The organism is Arthrobacter sp. D1-29 (assembly GCF_054130585.1).
Genome location: NZ_CP096383.1, coordinates 2,279,611 through 2,303,680 on the forward strand (window position 1 = coordinate 2,279,611; position 24,070 = coordinate 2,303,680).

Here is a 24,070-nt window from a genome sequence, read left to right on the forward strand (position 1 = left end):
CGTCCGGTCCACGTAGGGTGCCAAGAGACACGCCTCCCCTTTGATCAACGAAGCTGCTTCTGGTCCAGGCCTCCAGCACGTCGCCGTCAATAGGTGGGGGCACCAGGAAGTTCAGTTGCAGCTCCGTCGTGACCATCCAAGTAAGCTCCGGGGCAGCAGCGCGGAGAGACGTAGCGAGAGTTTGGTCCAACAAGGAAGCGGCTGTCAATGCTGTGGGTCGACCTTCGCGGTCCAGGCACCAGACTCCAGTGATCATCGTTCCGGTGCATTCCGGTACTGTGCCGTCTCCGGCGCCGCGCAGTCGGGTTCGCATAAGCCGCTCGACGCGTCCCGAGGTGGGCACTCCGGAACCGTGGGATGCTGCAGGGTTAGGGGCGGCCCCTGGCGAGGACTTGTCGATGCTCGGAGTTGAAGGAGCCATACGACGAAGATATCGCAGTATCCGCTAAGCAAGAGTCCATTTTTCCAGGTTAAGGTCGGACTTGGCGTTGAATGGCGGGCATCAAGAGCCTACAGGTGGAGAACAGTTGGCACCTGGGCGAGTAGGCCGGCCGCCTACGTCGTTAACGCCACCCGGCAACTGTCGGAATCCAGCCTAACCATGGTGAAGATACCCTCAAGAGGAGCTATGCCGGGACGTGGCTGACGGGGTCGCTTCATGGATGGTAGTAGTCATCGGACAGACAGCTTTCGAACGTGCCACCGACAATTCTCAACATGAGCTTCCCAATTTTGTGCGATTCTTGGAGTAGCCACGTTTCATGGGCTTCTCAGTCAGGCCCGCCGGATAGCCTGCAGCTTTCATTTCCTATGGTTCCGACATTCGTTACGGACGGGAGAAATATACCGATTGGACGCTGATCCAATTCCACGGCTCGAACTTTGAGTCCTGTGGGAAGGACAAGCTGGGTCGGGTAGGTGTTGACATTCGCCGACTCAATGCGTGGGTCGTGCAGTTCCCGCGATCAGTATGTCTTTATTGGCGACCAGGTTCTTGTTGGGCGGAATGGCCCGGCCGAGGGTCCCGGGTGCCGCAGGCGAGCACCTCCGGCATGGAACAGTGGTGTTGGCAGATGCCGCTGGCCTCATCCCGGTGCACGTACCGGATGTTCGGTGAATACCGCTCCTCCAGTGGTGGCCTCTATTGAGGCCCAATTTAGCTTGGCTGGTCTCGGCCTTGTAACTCCGTCCTGGGCCTGATGGCACGCTCGCTGAACCAACCGTCCCGGATAGTGAAGCCCTGCGCATCCCTCGAACACTTGATTGCTGATCAGTAAGTGATATTCTGCATTGCATAGCATCGTTCTCAACCCGGTCGGAACATGGTCGGAAGGGGCGGTAGGTCCACGAGGCGCCACTGGCTCTTTCTCGGAGCTTCATGAGTTCGCGTTTCAAGGACGGCGAAGGGGAATTGCAGCGCGGAACGGTGGCAGGTGGGCCGAGCAGGCGATATTCTTCCGCGTTGGCGACGGTGCACAATATCGAAAAAGCGGTCCCGTCCGAGCATTTGTTACTTCAAGCTATTGGACTGCAGGAAAACTACAACAGAGGAAATCGAATGACTACACGGGATACCAACGCTTGGGAAACTGCCATAGGGGAGGTCGAGAAGGATGATGTAATTATTCGGGGGCACCGGCTGAGCCAGCTGATCGGGAATACTTCATATTCAGAGATGATGTACCTGGTCCTTACCGGGAATCGTGCAACACCTGGTCAGGCTCGAGTTCTTGATGCCCTACTTGTCTCGGTGATGGAACACGGAATATCGCCGTCGAGTACGGTCACCAGAATGCTCGCCTCGTACGGGGTTCCCCTTCAAGTGGGGATTGCAGCGGGAGTGACGACCTTCGGGGACATCCAGGGTGGCGCCGGTCAACAACTGGCATTGAAGTTGCAATCGGTTGTACATCAGATAGCCGAAGACGGTGAGGTCACCGACGAATCGCTGCAGCGAGCCGCCAAGGAGATTGTGGCTGACAGCAGGGCGCGGCGAGCCCCCCTTGAGGGGTTTGGTCATCCGCAACACGGTGCGGATCCGCGCTTTCCTATTCTGATGGGTATCGCCAAGGAGGAAGGGGTCTTCTCCCATCACTCGTCATTGCTGGCTCACCTGGAATACGAGTTGAGCCAAGCGGTTGGGCGCAAGATTCCTGCGAACGTCGATGGCGCGATTGCAGCCCTCATTCTGGATCTCGGGTTCACCTGGGAGACGACGCGAATCTTCCTGGTGGCACCTCGGTCGGTCGGCCTTGCAGCCCACTACTTGGAGGAGGTGGCACAGGGAAACACGTGGCGCCACGTTCCTGCCGACCAGGTAAATTACACGGGCCAAAACCCATCGTAATGCGTAAATGATTCCGCAAAGATAATGTTTCGTTATCTGAATTGAAATTCCCCATGCGGGGTCATTGGGGCGTGATAAATAGTGAATTTTGGTTACAACTTTAGGATTACTTCGCAGCACCAACTTCCGACAAGTCAGCATTGATTTCCGTCGAGCTGGTTCAGCGATGACGCAATTGTGTTAACAGTTAGTATTTACGCAGGTTAGCTTAAAGACCATCTCGCTTCAGAGTTGAGTGGTCAAGAACAATCGAACGAATTGGAGTCGGTTTATGGGTGTTCTGGATGGACGAGTTGCGATCGTGACGGGCGCCGGGAGAGGTCTCGGCCGCGAGCACGCCCTGCTGTTTGCGGCCGAAGGTGCGCGGGTAGTTGTAAATGACGTTGGGGGAGCAGGCGCGGACAATGGTCCGGCGCATGATGTGGTTGCTGAAATCATCTCTGCGGGCGGGGAAGCCGTGGCTAACACTGACAGCGTCAGTGACTGGCTCGGTGCGCAGCGGCTGGTCGAAACCGCAATACGCGAATTCGGCGACCTCCACGTGGTGGTGAACAACGCGGGCATCATGAGGGATCGGACGTTGATCAACATGACCGAGGAGGAGTTTGACTCGGTGGTGGACGTCAATCTTAAGGGCACTTTCGCTGTCAGCCGGCACGCGGCTGCGTATTGGCGTAACCAATCAAAATTGGGGTTGGACGCAGACAGGGCGATTATCAATACTTCCTCGGCCGCGGGGCTTCAGCCGGGGGCAGGTCAGACGAACTACGCGGCAGCGAAAGCTGGGATCGCTGCCATGACGCAGGTCGCGTCGAAGGAGCTAAAGAGGTACGGCGTACGGGTTAACTGTATTGCGCCAGCGGCGCGGACCCACTTGACTCTGTCCACTCCGGGGCTCAGTGAACGGGTGGCCGAGCCGGACTCCGACACGGATTTTGATAGCTGGCACCCGGGAAATATCTCGCCGCTGGTAGCGTTCCTGGCGGCCGAGCGCTGCGCCTTCTCCGGCCACATGTTCCGCGTGGTGGGTGATCTGATTGGAGTCTATGAAGGATGGCGGGTCGTGGATACATTCGAGAACGGTAGCCGCTGGAGTGTGCCGCAGATCGAGCAGGCACTTGTCGGCGTCGCAGCCGAGCCTCTCGTCCAGGATGCCTAAGCGAAACGCTTTCCTTGATCGTCGCACGGGGAAGCATGATGATGCTGGCCACTGGCGAGGGTAAACACGCTTCATCGCCCGGCATCAGAACTGATGACTCGAGGGCGCCTTGGTGAAGCCCCTCGTATTGAGCAAACCTTAAAGACACTTGTTTGCTGACCAGTAAGTGCTAGAGTGGGTAAAGGCTAATTGAGCAAAGGACCCGCACCGTAGCGGAGCCTTTTCGTTTTGTCGAGAGTGTGAATGGGAGTAACTATGACCGACCGCGTAGCGATCGCTGGAATTGGAATGACTTCTTTTGGGAAGTTTCTTGATCGATCGGTGAAGAGTCTCTCCGAAGAAGCTGTGAAAATAGCGCTGGAGGATGCCGGAATTGATGCGGACAAGGTAGACCGTATCTACTTCGGCAATTCGGCGTCCGGAGTCATCACCGGGCAGGAGATGATTCGAGGCCAAGCCGCGCTCAGGAACACCGGCCTCATGGGTAAGCCCATAATCAACGTGGAAAACGCTTGCGCCACGGGCAGCACAGCGTTCCACCTGGCGTGGCAAACGGTGGCAAGTGGCCAGGCGGATGTTGTGCTGGCAGTCGGAGCGGAGAAGCTGAGCCATGCAGACAAGGCCGTATCCATCGCAGCGTTCGGAGGGGCTGTAGACAAGGAAGAAGAACTTCCGTCGCACGTCGGCTCTGGCAGCGGTTCCATTTTTATGGACATCTATGCAGAACGCACTCGCAGGTACATGGACGCCACGGGAACGACGCCAGCTGATTTTGCGCGGATAACCGTCAAGAGTCGCCACGCTGCGTCGCTCAACCCGTACGCGCAGTTTCGTAAAGAGACGACGGTCGAGGAAGTGCTGGCAAGCCGGATGATCAGCGAACCATTGACGCTTCCTATGTGCTCTGCAATCGGCGATGGGGCAGCGGCGATAGTCCTGTGTTCCCCGCGTGTCGCATCCAAGCTGTCAAGGTCCAGGCCTGTTTGGGTGGCAAGCTCAGCGCTTGTTTCGGGCTCAGCGGATCCGACGAAGCCAAACGCTTCGTCTCGGGCCGCGAAAGCGGCCTACAAGGCAGCCTCGATTGGGCCCGAAGACGTTCACGTAGCTGAGGTGCACGACGCATCCGCCCCTGGTGAACTCATCAATTACGAAGTCATGCAGTTCTGCGCGCCGGGGGCGGCAGCGGAACTGTTGCGTAGTGGTGCAACGGACCTTGGCGGCAGGATCTCTGTAAACCCGAGCGGCGGTTTGCTCAGCAGAGGGCATCCGATTGGAGCTACAGGAACCGCTCAAATATTTGAACTGGTTCAACAGCTGCGCGGAGAAGCGGGCGAACGGCAACGGGAGTCTGCAAAGGTCGCGTTAGCGCAGAATTCTGGCGGGCAGGTTGGTGGAGATTCTGCTGCAGCGGTCGTCTCAATCCTTGTTTCTTAGGTTTCTTTCGCTGACATCATGACTAATGATCGTGGCGGTTTTGGTCTAGGGTGGGGAGTAGGGCGTTTTGTCCTCATAAAAGGGATGCGGACCTTGTCCGCATCCCTTTTATGCTCTTCACTTGCCTAGCTAGCTTGATTGGTGCACTCGCTTCAGCAGTGAAGGGCCGCTGTCGGCTGAGCGGCCGGTACGGAGGGCCCATAAGCGTTGAAACGCTCGACCAATTTCAAGCTAAGGGCTAGAACATCGCTCGCTTCACCTGGTTTGGTGCACCTACAAAGCTGGCTGGAACTGCCCCTGGCCGCTTGGCGGTCAGGAGATAAGGGTTGCTGTGAGATAGCGGTCCCTGTCGCTTTCGAGTCTGCGGGAGAGTTTAACTCCCACCTGCTCATCCATCCCGCAGTGGGGTTGCCCGCAAATCGTGGACAGTTGGTCAGGCGGCTTGTGCCGGCTGAGTTTTATTGATGGTGAGGAATTGTTCGTGTTCCACGGGCGTGGTGTAGCCCAGGGCTGAGTGGAGCCGGGAGCGGTTGTAGAACTCCTCGATCCAGCGTCCTGTTGCCCGGATCGCTTCGTGCCTGGTTGCCCACCGGCGCCGGTCGTAGAACTCGGTCTTCAGGGTCGACCAGAAAGATTCCTGCATCGCGTTGTCCCAGCACACCCCTGTCCGCCCGACCGACTGCCTGATGCCCAGTCCGTTGCAGACATCGTTGAGCTGGGCAGAGGTGTATTGGGTGCCGCGGTCGGCGTGGAATACGACCCCGGCCGGGCCTCCGCCGCGCAGGATGTAAGCCATCCGTAACGCGCGCTCGACCAGAGCGCTGGTCTGGGAGGAGTCCATCGCCCACCCAATCACACGGCGGGAACACGCGTCCCTGACGGCACACAGATACACCCAGCCTTCACCGGTGCGCAGGTACGTGGTATCCGAGATCCAGACCGCGTCCAGAGCACCGGTGTCCCCCTTCCTTTCGACCAGATCAGGGATTGAATGGACCTGCGCTTCACCGATCGGCGCTATCGGCCGGAACCGCCGCGGCGAGATCCCTTCCAGGCCCTGCCGGCGCATCGAGGCGGCCACGGTCTTCCGGTCAACCCCTGTCCCGTTCCTGGCCAGCGCGGCCTGCACCCTGGGCGCCCCGTAGATCCCGGTCGAATCCGTGTGGGCCCGCCGGACCTTCGCATCCAGTTCCGCCCGGGCCGCTGCCCGTTCCGCCTGCTCAGAGCTTCGTCGGCGCCAGGCGTAGAACCCGGACCGGGACACCCGCAGGAGCCGGGCCATGCGCTGGACCGGGTAGTTAGCCTTCTCGGCCTCCATCAGCTCGAAGCATTCCGATTCTGCTGCTTGGAAGCGATGAAGGCTGCGGCTTTTCCCAGGAACTCGTTATCCATCCGCAACTGCGCGTTCTCCCGGCGTAAACGCTCCAGTTCAGACTTCTCCGTCTCAGCCGCCGCGAACTCCTCGGGAGCCTCCAGACGGGCCCGCTCCTGAGCCACCCACCGGCCCAGCAACTGCTCACCCAAACCCAACTCCCGGGCCACCGGCGCTACCGGCCTGCCCGTATCGATGACAAGGCGCGCCGCCTCGCGCCGATACTCCGGAGTGAATTTTCGTCGTGTCGTGCTCACAAGAACACCTTCCCGCAGAATCCCAGGATCCCGCTACTTCAGGTGTCCACCAACAGAGGTTAACCCCAGCAGGCCAACGCAGAGACGGGGCTTTGGCTTCCACAACGTGATGAAGTCGTCGAAGTCGGCGTTAGGTGTGAGTGTGTTTTCTGTGAACATGATCGGGTGGCCGGCTGCCGGTGGCCATCCCTTGAAGTTCTCGGCCCAACAACCCGTGTTTGTGCCCGCAGCGCGCTGTGGAGGGAGCAGCCCAGTGGTCCTGTCGGTCTTACATACCGATTTCCCTGGGTTTGACATATCCGATTTGGCCCATCGGGCCGCGGTCGGCACGGAGAGATTGAACTGATCAGCGACGCGCCTCATAGGTCAGTGGCCAAGCAAACAGGCACCGTGTTGGCTCGACGCGGGGATCGCGTTCGAGTGGAGCACGTGGACCTCCTGGGACTGGGGAACTGCTCTTGAGGCGCTCCCAGCAACGCCCGGAGGTCCTCTTATTGCGCAATTCCAGTCCCGTGTCATCAACCTGCCGGGAAATCCCGGCTTCGTCTCCAAGGCCCGGAGCGCCTTGGAAGGGAACTCCATGGCCCGTGCATTTAGCAACCATCCCATTCAGCTGCACCACAAAACCGTTCCCAACGTTTACGGCCGGGCGACGGGTGATTATTAAGCGGGTCAGGGGCACTGCGCCGCCTAGCCGACGCAGTGCCCGGCGACGTCCACCTACGTGCCGGAAACTCGATTCTCTTCCGCTGGGACGATGGGGAGTTGGATGTACGACTGACGGATAGCGTCGTGGTAAAGCCGCTGATGTGCCGTGACAAACTTCGTCCCGGCTTGGTCACCGGTGTTGAGGTTGCGGTCCCACCGGGGGAAGCAGCTATTGGTGATCTGCACTCTGATCCTGTGTCCGGCCAGGAACACGTTGCTTGTTGACCATAGATCGATCTCGATCTCCTGAGCCTCGTCTGCACCGCTGTCTATGCGGAGGATTCCATCGGTGAGGTTTAGAGACCGCCCGTCGGGGTCCACGTCGCACAGGCGGGCGACCCAGTCTGTCGAGGGCGCTGAGCTCTGGACGTGCAGCCGTACCCGGATCGGCCCTGTCACCTCGAGGTCTTCCTCAAGCACCTCGGAGGTGAAGACGAGCACGTCGGGTCGCGACTCGACCGGCGCCTGGTCATGAGGGCCCCGTCCTGGTGTGAGGGAAATTGGCCCACCATACGTGGGGACGGGGTCGGCGGGGTCATAGTCGATCTCACTCGGCCCTGCCTCGATGGGCAGAGCCGTCGTGCTCAGGCCACCATCGGAATGCAGGTGCCAGCGCTCGGTGCGGGAGCGTTGCAGAGGCCAGGCTTCCTCGTCCCGCCATTCATTGCGTCCCATCACGAATATCCGTACCGGAGCCGAGGCACTTACAGGTGCATCATCCGTGAGGTGACCGCGGAGAAACGCCAGCACCTCATCGCTCCAGCGCCCATTCGGATGGGCCCCCGCGTCCCGGCTGGACATGATTCCGAAGTCCTGAGCGCCGATCCGGTTGCCAAAGTCAACGTGGGTCCATGGGCCGATGATCAGCCGCGACTCCCGACCAAGGTCATGCATAGCTGTGAAGTTGTCGATGGTTCCCTGCAGGCAGCTGTCGTACCAGCCTCCCGTGTGCAGGGTGGGGATCTCGACACGCGAGTGCCCTCCGGTCACACGCATGTGCTGCGTGGCCTCCACATCAGTGGCTGCGCCCGGCTCTACAAAGACCGGAGTGCCGTGCCGACGTAGCACGGGCAGCTCGGCGGTGGGCAGTCCCCAGTAGCCGTCCGTCTCGAGACTGTCGAAGTCTTCAATAAGGGCCGCGAGACGGGCGGCCATCGCGTCGTCAGTCAGGCCCTGACGCGACAACCAGTCGAACCCGGCAGCCAAAGACCACGATGCGATGACCGATATCTGGGTGGCGCCACCGCGGGCCACCAGCGATTCACGCGGCTCCGTCCACGTCATCAGGGGCGTGATCGCCTTCAATGCGGGCGGCTGTTGAAGCGCGGCCTGCCATTGCGTGTTCCCGCAGTAACTGCCACCGAGCATGCCGACGCGTCCGTTGGAGCCGGCAAGCTGGGCGGCCCAAGCAATGGTGTCAGCGCCGTCAGCACCCTCGTGCTGCAGCGGCTCCCAGTCACCGTCGGACGCATAGCGGCCACGGACATCCTGGATGACCATGATGAACCCCCTCCGGGCCACTTCTTGTGGGGAGAAGCCATTCCAGACGTTGTCCGCAGCGCCGCCCTTGTTGTAGGGCGTGCGCACGGCCAGGATGGGCCAGGGACCTGCCCCCGCCGGCCGGTAGACGTCAGCCTTCAGCACGACGCCGTCCCGCATGCGGGCAGGGACATCGAACTCCACCGTCACAGACGCCGTCGCGTCAATCTCCGCCTTCATTACACTGCTCATTTCCTGTGCCTTCGTGTCCACGCTCATTTGTCTTCAATCTGGTCGCGGAACATCCACCGGAGTGTCTCGGGAAACACTGCTCCGCCGTGCGCGAGGGTGTGCCCGCCGCTGCCGTACACGAACATTGAATCGTAGCGCCGGTACTTCAGGGCCGCGTCGAGGTCGTGGTTAGCGATGGGGATGTTGCCGTAGATGATGTCGACGTCGCGCTTGCCTGACTGGTGCCAGACCCGGATCGGCTTTCGCGGCGCGCGCCGGACCATGCTGGGCAGGTTGTTCGCACCGAGGATGTTGATGAAGCTGCCGCAGTGCGAGATCACGTTCCCGAAGTGATCCGGTCGGTGGAATGCGGCGCTAAAGGCGCCGGCGCCGCCGGAGCTGATGCCGCAGATGACGCGGCCCCGGGGGTCGTCGGTCAGCCTGACCTTGGTCCGGACGACGGGAAACAGCTCCTCCACGAGGTAGCGGGCGAAGTCCTCATTGACCGTGTCGTACTCAACAGCACGGTTGGTGCTCCCGCCGAAGAGCGGGTAGCCCGGTCCGATCTCGCCGGGGTTGTGGAAGAGGCCCACGGTCATGGGGATCTCGCCCCTGTGCACGAGGTTGTCCAGGACGGTGGTGGCACGACACTTCTCTCCGGAGTACTCCAGGCCGTCCAGGCAGACCATCAGGTTGACCGATTCGGCCTCCTCAGCACCGTGGGGCAGGTACAGGTAGACGCTGCTGGTGACGCCGGGGTAGACGGTGTGACTGGTCCAGCGGAAATGGTAGTACTTTCCGGCTGGAACGCCGTCCTGAGGAAGCGAGTCGGACGTCAGGTGGTACTCGGACGCTGTGTCGTTTTCTGACAACTCGAAAGTAGCGAGATCCTTGCTCGGAGTCTGGTTATCCTCCGACAGGACAACATCAGGTGACATCCCCCAATGGTCAAGCTCTACAAGTTCGAGCTCAATCGTGGCTGTCTGCGAATGGGTCATGGCGCATCACCTTTCCTTTCATATGGTCGTGATCTCTCACCCTGCTCAATTGCACCGCATCAAACGTGGGGTGATCGCCTGGCCCCCACTGTCGTCATCCAAGTACTCGTATGGCCAGGGCACCAATCCCAAACCTTCATATAAGCCCTAGGAATGACTTTTCCCCAAGTGAAATGCTTCGGGTAGTGGTGGTTTAACCAATCGACGCAGAATGACTTGGGGCTATTCCAGTGCCCCAACCACCTCCGTGGCCCTAACCCGTAGCACCGACGGAAAGGGCCTCAAGAGCTACCTGGGATGGGATTCGCATTGAGCGCGACGAGCCCTACATGCTCGATCACGGCCAGCCTCGAAGGCCGTCAGTTCCCCGGCGCAAACGTCGACACCTCGGAGTGGTTCGACCCGCGGAACGGATCATGCCTCTACTCCTGGGGTCTATGGGCTGCTGCCGTGGCCGACCTAATGAGAGAAGTGGCGGCGATGCAGATTTCGACGGCGGTAGCATCGTCGAGATCCTTGTGGCCGATGCGCATGCCAAGTCGTGTAACTCCGCGCCTGCTCAGCCGGACTGACATCGGGCCGACGCGTGTGTGCGATTGGGAGGAAGCCAAAGTCCCGAAGGCTCGATGGTAAAACAACTAGTTACGAGCAGATGACGATCTGCACCGGCAGCACGCGTCGTTCTCTATTACCGTGCCGGCCAAGAGTCCTTGACGCCAAAGCGGCAGACAAACTCACCGTTCTCTGGCCAGGTGGCGGGACGGCCGAACGGGACTGCGCCCCCAGCGAAGATGCTCTACCCGGCGACGGCAAGCCAGACAAATGCGTGCGTCTGACGTCGCCAGGGGTGAGTGTTGCGGTCGCGGGGCGCCGTTGTTCCAAGGCGACCGTGAGATCACATCCCGGAGTACCTGTACAGATTGGGTTCAGGATTTGGAGCTGGGCCGTCCGGGAATATGGCTAAGAATAGACTTAGAGAAGCCGCCATCGACACAGATGTCCTGCCCGGTGACATAACCCGATAGGGGGCCTACGAGAAATTCGATCACGTTCGCAATGTCCATGGGATCTCCAATTCTTGCCAGCGGGATAATATCTTCCCTTGCTTTCTTGATTTGGGGATCGGCATACATTTTTTCGGTCATAGGTGTATGAGTCATGCCCGGGGATACCACGTTCACGCGGATGCCGTCGGGTGCCCATTCCAATGCGAGTGTTTGGGCGAGCATTGTCAATGCAGCTTTGCTGGGGCTGTAAGCACCTGATCCGGCATGTGGTTGCTGGCCAGACATTGAAGAGGTAAAACAGGCGGAACCGCGGCTCTGCTGCAAGTGCGCGTGGCTTGCTTTGGCAAGAAGCCACGCGCTGCGGAGGTTAATGGAGAACATGGCGTCCCAGTCCTCAATGGATACGTCACAGATTGCGCCAGGGTTGGCGGTTCCGGCGTTCGCTATCAACGCGTCCAGGCCACCAAATTCGGCTACCGCAGCTTCTACCAGTTGACTTGGCACGTCGGGATCACTGAGGTCGCCCGTTAACGCGATGGCGGTACCGCCCATTGACTGGATTGAACGAACAACTTGTTTTTGGCTACTGTTCGATTCGTGTCCACACACGGCAATCATCGGGTGCACGCCCCGGGCAAGAGCCGACTCTGCGAGTCGCAGGCAGGTAGACGCGCCTATGCCGCTGCTTCCGCCACTAACCAAAGCTCTCATTGCACACACTCCTTTTACAGTGATTCACATGGAATCTTTTTGATGACCAAAATATGGAAGTAAATCATGGACTGCAAAACTCGGGTCGGTTTGCAGTTCAATTCGCGAGTCAGCCGATTCCCTTGTTACGATTAACCATCGGCTGATGGAGCGTCATATCAAATCGGGAATTAATTGCCTAGTTCCCAACCGTGATTTTTGAGATCCTGCATCGCCTTCTTGAATTCCTGCACGGGGTTCTCTTCGCGAATGATCTCAAGAACTACATTATTGACTCCGCAGGTTTCTCTTACGGCATTGCCCAATGCACTCCAGTCGATCACTCCAGTGCCGATTGGATCATGGCCCCAGGTTTCAGTGCCTGTGTCAGAAATATGCACAAGTCCAATTGATTCGTGGTTGGCGAGCAAACCCGCTACGGGATCTTCTCCTATGTAGGCAGCGTTGGCGACGTCGTACACGATCTTGACTGCGTCGTCGTTGATAGTGCTTACGACGCCTGAGAGGTCCTCAATGGTGGGGGTGAAGCAGTAGGGAGTGTTTTCGAAAAGTAGTCGTGTGCCCGCCTGTTTGGCCTGCGGGATCAGACTCTCCAGGCTCTCGTACATCCACCCGGACGTCTTTTCGAGTGAGGGTGAAATCATTGGGCGTCTTGTGCCGGGGGATATCACGACTTCGGGAACATTCCACGCTGCGGCCAGGTCAATCACCGACTTAACGTGCTCAACACTTTTGCGACGCATGTTGGCGCCAGGGCTGGCCAAATTGATGTCGTATCCGCCGGCGTTCAGTGACCTGATTTTGGCGCTGTATTCATTGAGTTTTGCATGAATTGCCGCGCGCTCCGAGCCGGATATTTCATCCGGCCAGCAATGTGGCGAGCTGACCGGAACTTCAAAAGTGTTATACCCATTGTCGACCAATTCAGCTATCGCATCAATTGCCGTAGATGACCATAGATAGGAAAATGTGTTAATAATCATTTGATTCACTTGAAGGCAACCTCTCTGTTCTGCGCCTATGGAGAAAAAGTGTTTCATTCATAACGCTATGTGAAACGATCCTGCATGAGGATCGCACCCTTGGCGAGCCGGACGGCTCGACCGGACCCGGGACAGTCATGCCGCTTCTTGCCCAGTCGAGCCGCCACGGATTTCCAGGGTAAAGCGTGCCTACTTGGAACGCTTCGCACCGCCGGTGGCCGGCGAAGTGCTCATGAGCAGGTGTTCGCCTTCGAGTACCTCAGGGTCAGCCGGCGCCACGGTGGCACGGTTACCGCGGTCGCCGGTTTCCGGGAGTGTGAAGTAGACGGCGAGGCAGAGAGCGACAATGACTGTCATGTAGATCGCGACGTACATGGGCTGTCCGGCGCCGACGAACGCTGCGGCGATCAGCGGCGCGGTACCACCGAAAACGGCAATCACGATTTGGTGTGCGAAGCCGATGCCCGATACCCGTACCGCAGCTGGGAACAGTTCGGCCTGGATGGTCGGATACACCGATTGCCAGATACCGAGGACCACCCACCCGGACGCCGATACCAGAACGTATACCCAGAAGCCCGGCTGGTTGAGTAGCAGGAGCATGGGGTAGAAGAGAACGATCATGCCGATGGCACCGATGATCGGGAAGATTTTGCGTCGGCCGAGTCGATCCGAAAGCGCGCCGCAAGCAGGCACGATGATAACCAGCAAGGCCAGCCCGATAACGCTCCCGGCCAGGGTGGAGGAGAGATCCCGGCCGGTGGTCAGCTTGGCGTAGGTGGGAAGGAAGGTGGCCCAGGTGTAGTAGGCCACCGCCGGGGCGGAGAGGGCTGCTGCCTGCAGCAGCGCCTTCGGGTGTTCGCGAAGCAGGTCCATCAGGCGGGCAGGGGCGGACTTTTGATCGACGAGGGCACTCGCCTCAAACTCAGGTGTCTCTTCTGCGCGGGCCCTCAAGATAAGGCCGACGACGCCGAGGATACCCCCCACTACGAACGGGATCCGCCAACCCCAGGCGGCGAGGTCCACCGGAGCAAAGAATGATGTCACCATCGCAGCGGATCCGGTCGCTGCGAGCGTCGCCAGGCCGCTCGCCATGTTGGTGAACGAACCGAACAGGCCCCTCCGGTTCGCGGGAGCGTGTTCAACCATGAATGCGATGGCGCTCTGCCCCTCGCTACCGGCCGAGATGCCCTGGATGATCCGTGCGACCAGGAAGAGAACAGGCGCTGCATAGCCGATGGTCGCAAATGAAGGTGTGAGACCGATGATGAGTGAGCCGAGCGCCATCCCGGAAACGGACAGCGTCAGGATGAGCCTTCGGCCGAAACGGTCGGCTAGTGGAGAAATGATGATTCCGCTGAGCGGGCGCACAACAAACCCGACTGCGTAGGTGAGCAGTGCTGCGACAAGGGAGGCGAACGGGGAATCACTTGGAAATATCTGTGATGAGAACACCGCTGCCAGCAGCCCGTAGATGTACCAGTCGTACCACTCCACGAAGTGGCCGATCGTGCCTGCCACGATGTTGCGGATGCTACGATCGGGCGCCTTGAGACGATCGGAAAGGCCCGGGCTGTCGAGGACGTCTTCTGAGGTCTTCATTGAACTCTCCATATTTTCACGTGTACTGAGGAGGCGTATTGGAATATTCCCTGACCCCTGAAACGGTGTGCGGCTCCCGCCTGGCTGTAACGCGGCTCGACGGGACAGTCGACGGCCAAGGCCAAGAGCATGCGCAACGCATCAGCGCTGCCTGGCTTGCAGTGGGAAAGAAGCTGATCCAGCCTCTCCAGTATTTAATAAATGAGATCGATTGCTGAGATCGGTTGCAAACCACGATACGGATGAGAAGTAAGTCTTGTCAACGTTCTATGCGGTTGCGGCGCAGATTTCGGGGATGGGTCTTAGTTTCGAGGCGGAGACGCAAGGGCGAGCCTCCTGTGTGCCTCGTTGATCATCGTGCGCAAGCCGGTGCCACATTGCCCGTCGACGGTTCGCTTTAATCGACCGGAAGGGGCGCCTCATTGTTGAAGTCCTGGAATTCCACTCCGGACCAAGCGCACTCCAAGCTGCCGTATACGGACCAGTAGTCATCCCAGTGGGCAAGTTTCCACTGGTCTCGTTCCAGTCCGCGCCGGGTCAGCCGCGTCCGTAGAACGTCTTGAGGTACCCGGACCCGTATCACGGTGATCGCGGTCGGCGGCCATTGGAAGTCTTGTGCCACGCGAGTCAAATAGTCTGATTCTCCGAAATAGGCTCCGAAAGGAGCATCAAGGACCACTGAACGGCCGAGGCGCAGGTTTATCCCCGCCACATCCATAAGAGTCTCGTACTCCAGGGGCAGCAAGTTGTCGCGATAGTAGTCGTTGGACTCTCGGTCGGTGGGATCATGCCCCGTAGCGGTCAGCGCGAATTCGACGAAGCGTCCGCTGACCCGGTCCTTGTCCAGGTACGCAGCCCCATGCAGTTGTGCTTTTTGCTGGGCAATGGTCGTCTTTCCGGATCCGGCAGGGCCGATGACAATGAAGACGCGCGGGGACATTATTTGCGGGCCTCTGCTACTGCTGAGAGAAATTCCCTGGCGGCCTCGGTGACGCGGGAGAAGTCGCCGTCGGGTTGCCATGCTTTCGTCACGTAGCTGCCGACGCCGACGCCCGCCACACCCGCCGCGAACCATTCGCTCACGTTCTTTACGGTTACGCCCCCAGCTGGCATGATCGGCAGATGTGCGAGCGGGGCGAGGACTGATTTGGCGTAGGGGATGCCGCCGGCTTCGGTGGGGAAGAGCTTAAGGATGTCGGCGCCTGCCTCGGCGGAGTTAACCAGCTCAGTGGGTGTGTAGGCTCCGCTGATGGTTGGTATCTGGTACCGGTTCGCGGTCCGGATCATCGCGGGGTTCAGCTGGGGACTGACCAAGAACTGAGCGCCGGCCCGGATGCATTCGTACGCTGAGTGCTCATCCAGCACAGTTCCGGCGCCGATTGCTACGCCGGCGGAGCCGTGTTTGGTGGAGAGCCGACGGATCACGTCGACAGCGCCGGGAATTGAAAGCGTGATCTCGAGTGCACGGAAACCTCCTGCGATGGCAGCTTCCGCAACGCGCTCGGCAATCTCCGCGTTCTCCAGCCGCACTATGAGGATGGCCCCTGACTCGTCGATAGTTTGCAGGGTGCGAAGTTTCTTGTACATGTTGGCCTTTCTCTGGCCGGGTATCTCTAACTTCTTGAGCGGCCCGACCCTTGTTGGTGTTCAGTTGTCGTTGACAAACTCTCCCACCATCCATACTGTTATTGCAACCGATCTCAGCAACCGATCTCATGCAAGGGGGTATTGCGGTTGACTAATGTAGGCACAATCATTCTTGGCGCTTCCCATTGGCATGTTCCGCTCTGTGCGCCGGCCATTGCCGAAGAACACGCCGTGATCGGAGTCGGTGACGACGATGTATCCCGCGTGCAGGTGCAGTACCTGGCCGAAGGCTGGGGGGCACCGGTAGAAGCCGACTGGCACAAGCTGGTTGATCTCCCCGACGTCGGACTCGCATATGTCTTCGGTCCCCATGAGGGGATGGCCGAAAAGTGCCTTGCCCTGATCGAGCGCGGTATTCCGTTCGTCGTGGAAAAGCCGTTGGGCACTTCACTTGACGAGCTTTCCGCCGTGCGGCAAGCCGCCGAGGCAGCCGGCGTGCCTGCCACTGTCCCCCTGGTCCAGCGCGGCGGACCCACGGAGCAATGGCTGGCCAAGGCCGGCCGGCCCACTTACCAGCGAACCTCATTCATTGCTGGTCCACCATCCCGGTACCTCGACAATGCCAATCCCTGGATGCTCGATCCGATCAAGGCGGGCGGGGGTTGCCTAGCCAATCTGGGTCCACATTTTGTCGATCTGTTCCTCAGGGGCAGCGGTGAGACAGCAGCACATGTGGACTCCCGGCTCTCATCGGTTCTTCACAACCAGGCTGTTGAGGATCACGCCAGCCTCATCATCACGACACCGGAAGGACGCGAAGCCATTGTGGAAGTTGGCTACGCATTCCCTGGCTCGCCGCTCAAGCGCTACTGCAGCTTTACCTCGGTCGGTGAGGCAGGATTCGCCTCCGTTGATTCGGACGGCACAGCTACGTTCACGGCACTGGATGGCACCACGGAGGTCGACAAGATCAATGTGGATAGCGACCCTCTTTACGATCCGTTCGTACGACGAGTCGCCCAAACACTGGAAGATGGATTCCGGGGCCTGCCGACGCTGGCCCAGCTCGAAGACGTCATGCGCCCCATTTGGCAGGCCTATGACGACCAGCACGGAGGAAGAGAACATGCCTGATCTGAGTATCGACGTCGTCGCGAAGGCTGCCGGCGTCCACCGATCCACCGTTTCCCGGGCATTCTCCCGGCCGGAAGCCGTCAAAAGCGAAACACGCGAACACATCCTCAAGGTTGCCGAAGAACTCGGCTACACAATGAGTCCACTCGCCCAGGCTCTTCGGACCAAGACCAGCACGTTCATCCCGCTGATCGTGCCTGACATCACCAACCCGTTCTTTGCAGAACTTGCCAAGACGATGACGCAGGCGGCCGACGAGCGCGGCTATCAGCTGCTGCTCTGTGTCACCAATGGGGACCCTGCCAAAACTGAGGGTTACTTCACCGCCATGCAGGCCATGTATGCCCCCTTCGGGATTGTCGCGCCGTCCACAAAGGTCGATACCGAGGCCATGAAACGCTTTGATTTCGGCCACAAGGTCGTGGTGATTGACCGGGTTGAGGGGGACAATGCCGTCCCAACGGTCACCGTCGACAGCCGCCGCGGAATCATGCTGGCCCTGGATCACCTGCATTCTTTGGGGCACAACTCGATCGGCTACGTTTCCGGCATCGCCGGGACGCACACTGCCCAAGACCGGATGGACGCCTATCTGGAGCTGTCCGCCGAGAGCGGCAGCGCACCTGTCGTGCTGGACAGCGGGTCGGATCTTGATGCGGGCACGCGTGGGGCAGAACATTACCTCGAGATGGACAATCCTCCAACGGCCATCATCGCGGCCAATGACATGGTGGCCTTTGCGGTCATCTCGGCACTCGGCCAACGTGGCGTTCGGGTACCGGAGGACGTGTCGGTCATTGGTTTCGACGGTCTCGCTCTCGGCGCCCGGTTCAGCCCTCCTCTGACCACCGTTCGCCAGCCGATCGCCGACATGGGTCACATTGCCATCGAACTGGCCGAGAAGCAGAATGCAGACGGCTCCGTGGACCACATCGTCCTCGAACCTGAGCTTCTGGTCCGTGCCTCGACCTCTGGACCACGCAAGTGATCGCGCGAATGAGCAGGGGACAGGAGTCAACGCTCCGGCGTCTGACGGGGCTCCAGCACACAGACCACATCGGCCTGACGGTGCCAAACCTTGAGGACGGCATCCGGTTTTTCGTCGAAGTCCTCGGAGCTGAAGAGCTGTACCGCTCGGAACGCGGGCCCGACGCGGAATTCATGCCCACAAACTTCGACGTTCCGGCAGATGCCAAGCTCACGCTCGCCATGTTGCGCCTGCCACCGAACCTCAACATCGAGCTTTTCGAGTGGAGCAGCTCTGAACGGCGCGAGACGCCACCGCGGCACTGCGACGCCGGCGGGCATCACCTGTGCTTCGTCGTGGACGACGTGGATGAAGCGATCGCAGTGCTGCAGGAAATACCTGGGGTACGCGTGCTCGGTGAGCGCAAAGAAGTCGCGGGCGACAGCCCCCGAGTAGCCGGCAACCGCTGGACCTACTTCACAACCCCCTGGGGACTGCTGATGGAAATCGTGGATCGATCCCGCGTTCCAGCCCCGCCCCGGCTGGTCGGTCCCGCGGACTGGACAGCCCCTCCAAATACTTCAGAAAGGACTTGAACGATGCGGCTAGCGGGTCACACACTAGGCACCCCGGACCACACGGTTCCCCAAGCACTTGATCTATTCCGAGCCGCAGGGCTCGATGCCGCCGAAGTCATCTACCAGAATGACTACAAATCAGGATTGCCATTAGGTGACCGGCGTGCCGCGAAGGAGGCAATGAAAGCCGCCGAAACCGCAGGGATACCCATCGTAGGTCTGACGCCTTACACGACCGCCATCAACTCACTGGACGACGCGGAATGGCGCACAGCAGTCGATGAATTCCGCGGCGCCATAGAAACCGCACACCTGCTGGGCGCTGACCGGGTCCGCGTCTATGCTGGTTCGTGGCACCCTGGGGACAACGACCACGCGGCGCGTTGGGGCAAACTGCGTAAGGCGCTGGAGGCCCTCGCGCCCGAAGCCGGCCAGGCCGGCGTTCGCCTTTGCGTGGAAAACCACTTCGGCACCATGACCCAGACCGCGGCAGACACCGCTGCCCTTGTCCGGGAAATTGCCCATCCGGCCGTCCGCGTTCTCTATGACCAGGCGAACCTGACATTCACGCACGACGAAACGTACGAACAGGCCTTCGCAGTTCAAGGTGACCTGATCGGTCACGTTCACGTGAAGGACCTCGTCTTCACGGATCCCAACGCGGCCTTCCGCGCCACGGAAACAGCCCGAGTCAACGCTTCCGAGCGGGCGGTCCGGTCGCGGGTCGTCGGAGGCGGCGTCGTTCCATGGTCGGACATCCTCGCCGCGTTGCTGCAGCATGGCTACGACGACGTGCTGAGCATCGAACTCGAGTACCGTTGGCACCCGCAAGACCTCCCCGCGCCCGAGGACGGATTCCGCGAATCCGCCGCCGTCCTGCGCTCAATGCTCTCTGAAGTGAGGAACGCCTGATGACTACCAACCGTCTGCGCGTCGGAGTTGTCGGCGCGGGCAATATCGCCACCATTGCCCAATTGCCCACCCTCGTCCAACGCGATGATGTCGAGTTGGCCGCTCTGGTTTCCCGGCGTGAGAATCCAGGCAACCTGGTCCGGCGCTGGGGCTTCAACGCCGCCTACAAAACGGTGGAGGACATGTTGGATTCGCAGGAGCTGGATGCAGTATTCGTCCTTACGCCGCGGTCCGAGCACGCCCATGCCGTCCAGCTGTGCCTGAACCGTGAAGTCGACGTGTTCTGCGAAAAGCCGTTGGCTCCGGCAACCGATGAAGCAGAACGTCTTGCAGATCTCGCCGACGAGCGGGGCCGCATCCTGATGGTGGACTTCAACCGCCGCTATGCGCCGGTCTATACCGCCGGTCGGGAGGTCTTTGGTGCCAAAGGCGCCACCTTCTGCGTTGCCCAGAAAAATCGCCCTGGATCTGAATACCGTGCGACATTCGAGAACGCCATTCACATGGTCGATCTCCTCCGCTGGTACTGCGGCGGCGAACCGGAGGACGTCGCCGCCCACGCCGCCGGTGATGACCCGTGGGAAGAAGACGGCGTCGCAGCAACTATCCGCTTCAGTACCGGGAACACTGGCGTCCTGATGGCAGCCCGGACAGCGGGTGCATGGAATGAAAAGCTGGACGCCTACGGCGACGGAAAGACCGTCGAAGTCAGGGCACCGGAGACGGTTTCGACCACTATCAAGGGCGTCACCACCTCGCGGGAACTGAGCGCCGAGGCCTACGGCTGGGCTACAGCCACCGAAACCTTGGGGTTCTCGGCGGCCGTTCATCATTTTCTGGACCGGGTTGCTGACAGGGCGCAGCCACTTACTTCAGGCCGGGAAGCTGTCCATACCCAACGCCTGCTCGACCGGATTCTCGCTGCCGCCGGTTTGCCGACAGAAGAGCAAGCCGGCCGGGAATGGGCCAGCCACGCAGTAAACGGAAGCTAACAAGCAGCCGAGCTCGCCTTTCCTACTGCACTTCCAGTCCTTGATGCGGGCACTGTGGAACAGTGGCTGAACAAACCTGCGGAAAATAGGAGGTGCCAACATGGCTCGACTTCGCCTCCGTCAGGGCAGCCCACACATCGGGGGAGCGGGGAGACAACCGTTCCGCGGCCGGCTCACCGCGCTTGCCGGCATCCTGCTGGTCGCGTTCAGCGCCAGAGAAGCGGTTTCGGCGGTGTCCCCACTCCTTGGTCCAATCAGCGAGGACCTTCCCCTCGACGCGGTGACGACAGGGATCCTTGGGATGCTGCCGACCGCCGGCTTCGCAGTGATGGGCTTCCTGGCTCCGCCGCTCCTCCGGCGTATCCAGCTCGAACACCTGCTACTGGTTGCGATCCTGCTGACAACACTTGGTCAGGTCGGCCGTGCACTGGGATGGAACATCCCGGCATTTTTGGTGTTCACCTGGATCGCCATGCTCGGGATCGGGATGGTCAATGTCGTGATTCCGCCTCTGCTGATGAAGTACTTTCCCGACAAAACTGGGATCCTCGCAGCGCTCCACATAACCCTCCTGGGCGCCAGCACGGCCGTGGCCGCCCAATTCGCCATACCCTTGAGCAATCCTTATGGCTGGCGGTTCTCCATCGGCATTTGGGCGGCCCTCAGCGCGGTCGCTGCGATGCCTTGGCTGATTCTTCTTGCCAACAAGCGGACTGTTGCTCGCTCCAAGACATCACCAGCCAACGATAGGCCGCCTCCCCCTACGAACGCGATCAAACCCTGGAGATCATCAATTGGCTGGGGTGCAGCACTGATCTTCGCTGGTTTCTCGAGCAATACTTTTGCGGCGCTAACTTGGCTTCCGGCTGTTCTTATCGACAGAGGAATGAGTCAGGAAACCGCTGGATCCATGCTGGCGCTCTATTCAATCCTCACCGTGCCTGTCGCCCTGTTTGTGCCTCTGGTAGTGGTGAGAATGCCTCGCCCGCTACCCGTTGCAATCCTGTTTGTCCTCGCATTCGCCATCGGTTACGGAGGCATCCTCTTTGCTCCACCAGCCTCTGCAGTGGTCTGGGTCGTCATAGCCGGACTTGGCCAAGGCGCGTACTCCTTCGCGTTCACGATGATCAATAAGCGAACACGAACGCAATCCGGCTCAGGGATCCTGTCCGGGTTCGCCCACGGAGTCGGTTACGCCCTTGCAAGCGTTGGCCCGTTCTTTTTTGGTCTCCTGCATCATCCAGGGGACGGCTGGCTGCCCTCGTTCGGCATGCTCGGAGCGTGGCTCCTGGTGCTTTTGGCAGGAGCGATGATGGTCAACAAGCCGCGCTTGCTCGAAGACGCCTTCCTGGTGGTACAGCCAGGCACCAAAGAAGCAAGAAGCTGATGCAGAGCCTGACTGCAGCAGATACACAACAAACCGAGACCGCCGGGCCCGCGAAAATCTGCACCACGTTGATCCTTGACAGACCCTTTTTGCGACCTTATGTTTGTTGCAACCGATCTCAGCAACCGATCTCACTAACACTAAAAGAACGTCGCCGATCTCAAGGGAGAGACTCTATGGTCACCTGCTTCGTCCCTGGCAGCATCTTCGGCGGCCCGACATCATGACCGCGACGGCACATGCCCCGCGCGTCGCCGTCGTGGGAGCGGCCGGCTGGGCCGGATCACGGCACGCCCGGGCATTCGCCGCGGCAGGTGCCCAGGTCTCCATCCTTGTGGAGAAGGACGAGCGCGGCCTCGCCCTCGCTCAGGAGCTCGGCGCACAGTTGGTGCCGAGTACAGCGGATCTCCATCCCGAACACCTTGACTTGGTAGTCGTAGCACTGCCCACCACGATGCAACCGGTCATATGCGCAGATCTGCTGAACAGGGGATTTCGAGTGTTGACTGAAAAGCCGGTGGCCGCAGATGCCGAAGGTGCTGCCGTCCTGGCTGCCGCTTCCGGGGTACACGACAGACTCATGGTCGGGTATACGCTCCACCACCATCCCGCCGCCGCGCTGGTCTCTCAATGGATCAGGAACAAGAACGTGATCGCCGTGTCTGTCCGTTCCGTCGCCCACAAACAGAACGTCCACTCATGGCGCGCTGACCCGAAAGAGGGCGGCGTCGCTGTAGTGAATGGTATTCACGCCATCGAATTAGTCTCATCATGGTTCAACGGCGATCCGAAAGTACTGGCCACCAGCGCCAGCAGCAACCTCTATGGGTCGCCGGTGCCGGAGCACGTCGTCTCCACCCTCGAATTTCCTGAGGGCGTCATATTCACCATGCAGAGCTATTGGTCTCCCTGGCAGGAGCCTCAAGGACTCAATCAGGGCGACTGGAGTCTCACCATTGACGTCCTGGCCACTGAGGGCCGGATGTTATGGTCCAACGACTCCCTTCACGTGTGGGAGCGTGACGGCGGCCAGTACGTAAAGACCTTTGACCCCTCCGACCTCTTCCTGCGCCAAGCAGAGACAGCGTTGAAGTTCTGCACGGGTGAAACCCCTGCAGTCACATTCGCCCAGGCACTCCGCGCGACAGTAATCGCCGATGCAGTCCTGGCAGCGGCAACATCCAGCGCGGAGGATGTGGTCTCCCCGTAACATCTCAAAAACCTGACCGTCGACTGAACAACCATAACTAAGGAATTAGACATGAAGCGAGCAACCCACGGCCGGACCCCAGGAGAACCGCGGCGCAGCCGCATCCAGAGTGGGGAGAACCGATGAGCCTCAAAGACCAGGTGGTTCTGGTAACCGGATCGAGCGGGGGAATCGGCGATGCTGCTGTCAGCGCATTCGTAGCCGCAGGCGCCCTCGTCGTCGGCGCTGATCGTTCCCCCAAGGAGGACCAGGCGCTGGGGGCCTTCTATCCTCTCGACATCACGTCCGAGCAACAATGCGCAACGGTTATCCAGGACATCAAAGCCAGATTCGGCCGCACCGATGTCCTCGTCCATGCAGCAGGAGTGCTCGGCACCACGCCGGACATTATGGAGACAACCACAGAAGAGTTCGACTCCATTCTGAGGATCAATGCCTCTGCAACGTTCTCGATGGTACGAGAGACAGCAAAGTCAATGCTTGAGTCCGGCACGGCCGGCGCCATCGTGGTCTTATCCTCCGTCGCGGCCAAAGAAGCACGCCTGAACTACCTGCCTTATAACGCGAGCAAGCTTGCAGTCCTGCATATCATGTGGTCATTCGCAGAATTACTCGGGCCTCAGGGCATCTCCGTCAACGCCGTGGCACCAGGCCCGGTGAACACACCCATGTGGGCACAGTTTGCCAAAGATTCAGGCCCGGATGCGGCTGCCAACCGGGCGAAGAGGGCAGCGCAACTGCCGATGCGCCGGTTTGCCGAACCCGACGAAGTCGCCCGCGCCATCCTCTTTCTGACCGATCCCGACAACCGCTACATCACCGGAGTGTCTCTCGATGTGGCCGGCGGAGCACACCTGGGAATAGGAACCTGAACCCCCTGCACGGTGCCTTGCAATCAAAGGGGCCCCGTCACACACCTTTTGCAGGTGGCAACCCAGCGTACACATACGCCAGGCAAACCCAGCACCGACCCCTCAAGGCTGTGTCTGAGCAACCCCAGCGAAGTCTAAGTCTG

Annotated in this window: 19 protein-coding genes; 11 read left to right on the forward strand and 8 right to left on the reverse strand. The window is 60.0% G+C overall.

Annotated elements, in window-relative coordinates:
- The first annotated feature begins 1,378 nt into the window (after positions 1-1,378).
- The 3 genes from M1E17_RS10395 (at position 1,379) to M1E17_RS10405 (ending at position 4,940) form a co-directional block, all read left to right on the forward strand.
- Positions 1,379-2,347, forward strand: a complete 969-nt coding sequence (locus tag M1E17_RS10395; RefSeq protein ID WP_457967167.1) for a citrate/2-methylcitrate synthase — start codon at positions 1,379-1,381, stop codon at positions 2,345-2,347.
- Between the two features lie 271 nt (positions 2,348-2,618).
- Complete coding sequence (locus tag M1E17_RS10400; protein ID WP_457967169.1) at positions 2,619-3,506, forward strand: SDR family oxidoreductase; 888 nt, start codon at positions 2,619-2,621, stop codon at positions 3,504-3,506.
- A 255-nt stretch (positions 3,507-3,761) separates the two neighbouring features.
- The gene (locus M1E17_RS10405; RefSeq protein ID WP_457967170.1) at positions 3,762-4,940 is read left to right on the forward strand and encodes a thiolase family protein; all 1,179 of its coding nucleotides are present in this window, start codon (positions 3,762-3,764) and stop codon (positions 4,938-4,940) included.
- Positions 4,941-5,373: 433 nt separating this feature from the next.
- Here the strand turns inward: M1E17_RS10405 and M1E17_RS10410 are convergent.
- The 8 genes from M1E17_RS10410 to M1E17_RS10445 all read right to left on the reverse strand — a co-directional run bounded on the left by M1E17_RS10410 (position 5,374) and on the right by M1E17_RS10445 (position 15,875).
- Positions 5,374-6,569, reverse strand: a protein-coding gene (locus tag M1E17_RS10410; RefSeq protein ID WP_457967172.1) for an IS3 family transposase whose coding sequence is annotated in 2 segments (ribosomal slippage) — positions 5,374-6,302 and positions 6,302-6,569 — 1,197 coding nt in all. Because the reading frame shifts where the segments join, the coding sequence is not laid out codon by codon here.
- A 720-nt stretch (positions 6,570-7,289) separates the two neighbouring features.
- Positions 7,290-9,008, reverse strand: a complete 1,719-nt coding sequence (locus tag M1E17_RS10415; RefSeq protein WP_457967173.1) for a CocE/NonD family hydrolase — start codon at positions 9,006-9,008, stop codon at positions 7,290-7,292.
- A gap of 23 nt (positions 9,009-9,031) precedes the next feature.
- A complete protein-coding gene (locus M1E17_RS10420; protein WP_457967175.1) occupies positions 9,032-9,985 on the reverse strand; it encodes an alpha/beta hydrolase in 954 nt (317 codons plus the stop codon).
- A 926-nt stretch (positions 9,986-10,911) separates the two neighbouring features.
- A complete protein-coding gene (locus M1E17_RS10425) occupies positions 10,912-11,703 on the reverse strand; it encodes an SDR family NAD(P)-dependent oxidoreductase (RefSeq protein ID WP_457967177.1) in 792 nt (263 codons plus the stop codon).
- A gap of 170 nt (positions 11,704-11,873) precedes the next feature.
- Positions 11,874-12,686, reverse strand: a complete 813-nt coding sequence (locus tag M1E17_RS10430; RefSeq protein WP_457967693.1) for a sugar phosphate isomerase/epimerase family protein — start codon at positions 12,684-12,686, stop codon at positions 11,874-11,876.
- Between the two features lie 189 nt (positions 12,687-12,875).
- Positions 12,876-14,288: an MFS transporter gene (locus tag M1E17_RS10435; protein ID WP_457967179.1), complete on the reverse strand. Its 1,413-nt coding sequence runs from the start codon at positions 14,286-14,288 to the stop codon at positions 12,876-12,878.
- 397 nt (positions 14,289-14,685) lie between these two features.
- Entirely contained in the window at positions 14,686-15,228 is a 543-nt protein-coding gene (locus M1E17_RS10440; protein ID WP_457967181.1) for an AAA family ATPase, read from the reverse strand.
- Complete coding sequence (locus M1E17_RS10445) at positions 15,228-15,875, reverse strand: bifunctional 4-hydroxy-2-oxoglutarate aldolase/2-dehydro-3-deoxy-phosphogluconate aldolase (protein WP_457967183.1); 648 nt, start codon at positions 15,873-15,875, stop codon at positions 15,228-15,230. The genes M1E17_RS10440 and M1E17_RS10445 overlap by 1 nt, the downstream gene beginning before the upstream one ends.
- 147 nt (positions 15,876-16,022) lie before the next feature.
- On the opposite strand from M1E17_RS10445, the gene M1E17_RS10450 reads away from it, so the two are divergent.
- The 8 genes from M1E17_RS10450 to M1E17_RS10485 all read left to right on the forward strand — a co-directional run bounded on the left by M1E17_RS10450 (position 16,023) and on the right by M1E17_RS10485 (position 23,927).
- Entirely contained in the window at positions 16,023-17,009 is a 987-nt protein-coding gene (locus M1E17_RS10450; RefSeq protein WP_457967185.1) for a Gfo/Idh/MocA family protein, read from the forward strand.
- Entirely contained in the window at positions 17,002-17,997 is a 996-nt protein-coding gene (locus M1E17_RS10455; protein ID WP_457967187.1) for a LacI family DNA-binding transcriptional regulator, read from the forward strand. The genes M1E17_RS10450 and M1E17_RS10455 overlap by 8 nt, the downstream gene beginning before the upstream one ends.
- Before the next feature lie 8 nt (positions 17,998-18,005).
- Positions 18,006-18,572, forward strand: a complete 567-nt coding sequence (locus tag M1E17_RS10460) for a VOC family protein (RefSeq protein WP_457967188.1) — start codon at positions 18,006-18,008, stop codon at positions 18,570-18,572.
- A gap of 3 nt (positions 18,573-18,575) precedes the next feature.
- The gene (locus M1E17_RS10465; protein WP_457967190.1) at positions 18,576-19,466 is read left to right on the forward strand and encodes a sugar phosphate isomerase/epimerase family protein; all 891 of its coding nucleotides are present in this window, start codon (positions 18,576-18,578) and stop codon (positions 19,464-19,466) included.
- Positions 19,466-20,458, forward strand: a complete 993-nt coding sequence (locus tag M1E17_RS10470; RefSeq protein WP_457967192.1) for a Gfo/Idh/MocA family protein — start codon at positions 19,466-19,468, stop codon at positions 20,456-20,458. The genes M1E17_RS10465 and M1E17_RS10470 overlap by 1 nt, the downstream gene beginning before the upstream one ends.
- A gap of 196 nt (positions 20,459-20,654) precedes the next feature.
- The gene (locus M1E17_RS10475; RefSeq protein WP_457967694.1) at positions 20,655-21,845 is read left to right on the forward strand and encodes an MFS transporter; all 1,191 of its coding nucleotides are present in this window, start codon (positions 20,655-20,657) and stop codon (positions 21,843-21,845) included.
- Positions 21,846-22,068: 223 nt separating this feature from the next.
- Positions 22,069-23,055 carry a Gfo/Idh/MocA family protein gene (locus M1E17_RS10480; RefSeq protein ID WP_457967194.1) on the forward strand — a complete coding sequence of 329 codons (987 nt, stop codon included), beginning with the start codon at positions 22,069-22,071 and terminating at the stop codon, positions 23,053-23,055.
- Positions 23,056-23,177: 122 nt separating this feature from the next.
- Positions 23,178-23,927, forward strand: a complete 750-nt coding sequence (locus M1E17_RS10485) for an SDR family NAD(P)-dependent oxidoreductase (protein ID WP_457967196.1) — start codon at positions 23,178-23,180, stop codon at positions 23,925-23,927.
- Positions 23,928-24,070: the final 143 nt, after the last annotated feature.